General features: G+C 70.9%; 2 protein-coding genes. Both read left to right on the forward strand.

The window, feature by feature from the left end:
- A partial coding sequence (locus tag G6027_RS19220) for an inositol monophosphatase family protein (protein ID WP_277612370.1) occupies window positions 1-516 on the forward strand: 516 nt, incomplete at its 5' end.
- A gap of 120 nt (window positions 517-636) precedes the next feature.
- Window positions 637-2,043, forward strand: a complete 1,407-nt coding sequence (locus G6027_RS17865; RefSeq protein ID WP_182638305.1) for an acyl-CoA dehydrogenase family protein — start codon at window positions 637-639, stop codon at window positions 2,041-2,043.
- The last annotated feature ends 97 nt before the right edge of the window (window positions 2,044-2,140 follow it).

The following is a 2,140-nucleotide window of genomic DNA, read 5'->3' on the forward strand; positions in this document are numbered from 1 at the left end:
GACCCGGTCGACGGGACCTACAACTTCGTCAACGGTTCCGACTACTGGTGCTCGGCCGTCGCCGTCACCGGTCCGGACGACTACCTGCTGGGGGCCGTGCACCGGCCCGCCACCGGGGACACCTTCGTCGGGGGCTCCGAGGTGCCCACCCGTCGGAACGGCGTCCCCGTGGCCCGCCTCGCCCCCGGCGACCTCGCCGCCGGCAGCCTGGCCACCTATCTCCACCCCCCGTTCTTCGACGACCCGGACCTCGCCGACCCCTTCCATCGGGTCAGCCGCGGCGCGGCGACGATCCGCATGCTCGGTTCGGGTTCCGTCGACCTGGCGTCGGTGGCCTGCGGCGTCCACTCGGTGTGGTGCCAGCACTCGTGCCCGGAGTGGGACTGGCTTCCCGGGCGGGCACTGGTCGAGGGCGCGGGCGGGCTCTGCGCGACCGTCGAGGTGAACGGCTACGACTGGTTCGTGGCGGGCCGCCCAGGGGCGGTCGAGCACGCCGTGGCGCTCCTCCGGGGCTGACCACGAGGCTCTCACCAGGGGTTGTGACGACTTGAGGGCAAAGTCTGGCGTTCGGAACTTACTCCGAAGTAAGATGTCTACGACAGCACCGTCCACCGTCCGTCACGAGAACAGCTGGTGATGATGAGCAAGAACCCCACGTCCCCGTCCACTACCGGACGCGCAGAGACCTCCACCCCGGGTAAGAACCCCACGAGGATCGACGCGATCGGAGCCGCGATGCGCGCGCTCACGACGATCACCGGGTCGGAGTTCGCCGAGCGCTTCAATCTGCGCCAGAAGGTCGACCGGGTCACCTACGAGGCCACCAAGACCGGCTTCAAGACCCTCGGCGCCGCCACCAAGTCCTTCAAGAAGGTCTCCGGATCCGGCGCACCCAAGCGTCTGCCCGATGCCGACTCCGAGGCGAGGCCCGACCTGTTCGACCTCACCCTGGACGACGACCAGCAGATGATCGTCGAGACCGTCCGGGACTTCGCCGCCGAGGTCGTCCGACCGGCCGCGCACGACGCGGACCACGCCGCCGAGGCGCCCGCGTCGCTACTGACCCGGTCCGCCGAGATCGGCGCCACCATGCTCAACGTGCCCGAGGAGTTCGAGGGCATCGCCTCCGAGCGCGGTGTGGTGACCAACTCGCTGGTGGCCGAGGCGCTGGCCTACGGCGATATGGGGCTGGCCCTGCCGATCCTGGCGCCCTCCGGCGTCGCCACCACTCTGACCCAGTTCGGGTCGGACGCCCAGCAGAAGTCCTATCTGCCGGCCTTCGCCTCCGAGCAGGTCCCGGCAGCCGCCGTGGTCGTGGCCGAGCCCCGTCCACTCTTCGATCCGTTCGAGTTGAAGACCACCGCCACCCGCGGGCCGGGCGGGTTCACGCTCAACGGCGTCAAGTCGATGGTGCCCACCGCCGGCAGCGCGGAGCTCTTCGTCGTCGCCGCCTCTCTCGACGGGTCCCCGACCTTCTTCGTGGTCGAGTCCGACACCGACGGTCTCGTGGTGGAGGCGGACCCGTCAATGGGCCTGCGCGCCGCGGGTCTCGGGCGGATCGTCCTCACCGACGTCTCCCTCCCCGCCGACGCGGTCCTGGGTGGCCCGGACGCCTCCCCGGACGAGCGGGCCGCCACCTACGCCGACGTGATCCGCCTGTCCCGCCTGGGCTGGGCCTCACTCGCAGTGGGCACCTCGCACGCGGTCCTCGACTACGTGACCCCGTACGTCAAGGAGCGCCAGGCCTTCGGCGAACCCGTCGCGCACCGCCAGGCGGTCGCCTTCGCCGTCGCCGACATGGCCACCGAGCTCGACGGCATGCGTCTGGTGACCTGGCGCGGCGCGTCCCGGGCGGAGCAGGGACTCCCCTTCGCCCGCGAGGCCGCGCTGGCCCGCAAGCTCGCCGCCGACAAGGGCATGAAGATCGGCCTCGACGGCGTCCAGCTGCTCGGTGGACACGGCTTCACCAAGGAGCACCCCGTCGAGCGCTGGTACCGCGACCTGCGCGCCGTGGGTGTGGCCGAGGGCGTGGTGGTCCTGTGAGCACCGCCCACCACGCCTCCCGCCCCACCAGCACGAAGGACCACTGACGATGATCAACCTCGAACTCCCCAAGCGGCTCGAGGCGGGCGCCAACCAA

Source organism: Dietzia sp. SLG310A2-38A2, from assembly GCF_014145095.1.
Lineage (GTDB): Bacteria > Actinomycetota > Actinomycetes > Mycobacteriales > Mycobacteriaceae > Dietzia.